Source organism: Corynebacterium sp. HMSC034B08 (assembly GCF_001835805.1).
Lineage (GTDB): Bacteria > Actinomycetota > Actinomycetes > Mycobacteriales > Mycobacteriaceae > Corynebacterium > Corynebacterium coyleae.
Map to the genome: position 1 here is coordinate 1,633 of NZ_KV825970.1, position 426 is coordinate 2,058.

Annotated in this window: 1 pseudogene; it reads left to right on the plus strand. The window is 58.7% G+C overall.

From position 1 onward, the window contains the following. Window positions 1-89 (plus strand): annotated as a pseudogene (locus HMPREF2656_RS13645) (N-acetylmuramoyl-L-alanine amidase); the annotation flags it as partial. Between the last annotated feature and the right edge of the window lie 337 nt (window positions 90-426).

Below are 426 nucleotides of genomic sequence, written 5' to 3' on the forward strand. Positions count from 1 at the left end.
TCCGTGGAGACTATGGCAACGGTGAGGAACGCAAGCGTCGCCTCGGAGCCAACTACGCGGCCGTGCAAAAACGCGTCAACGACAAGCTCGGCATCAGCTAACCCACGCGAAATCAACCCTTGGCCCCGTCATCACCTTCATCGAGGTGGTGGCGGGGCCTTTTCTGCGTTTGCGCAGCTGGTGTTTACCGCGTGTCTTCGAACGGGTCGATGACGGACTGCACTCCACAGCTCGGGCAGATGAACGCGATACGGATGCCTTCACCTTCGCCCGCAATAAACGGGTCAGGGACACAATCTGAGCCGCATTCTGAACAGGTTCAGTACGACTGGTCGTCGACAAACACCGGGAGTTCACCGTCGTCGTCAGTCATCCTCACCCGCCCTTGCTCTGTCACGGTTCACACGTCGATCGCTCCACATTGTG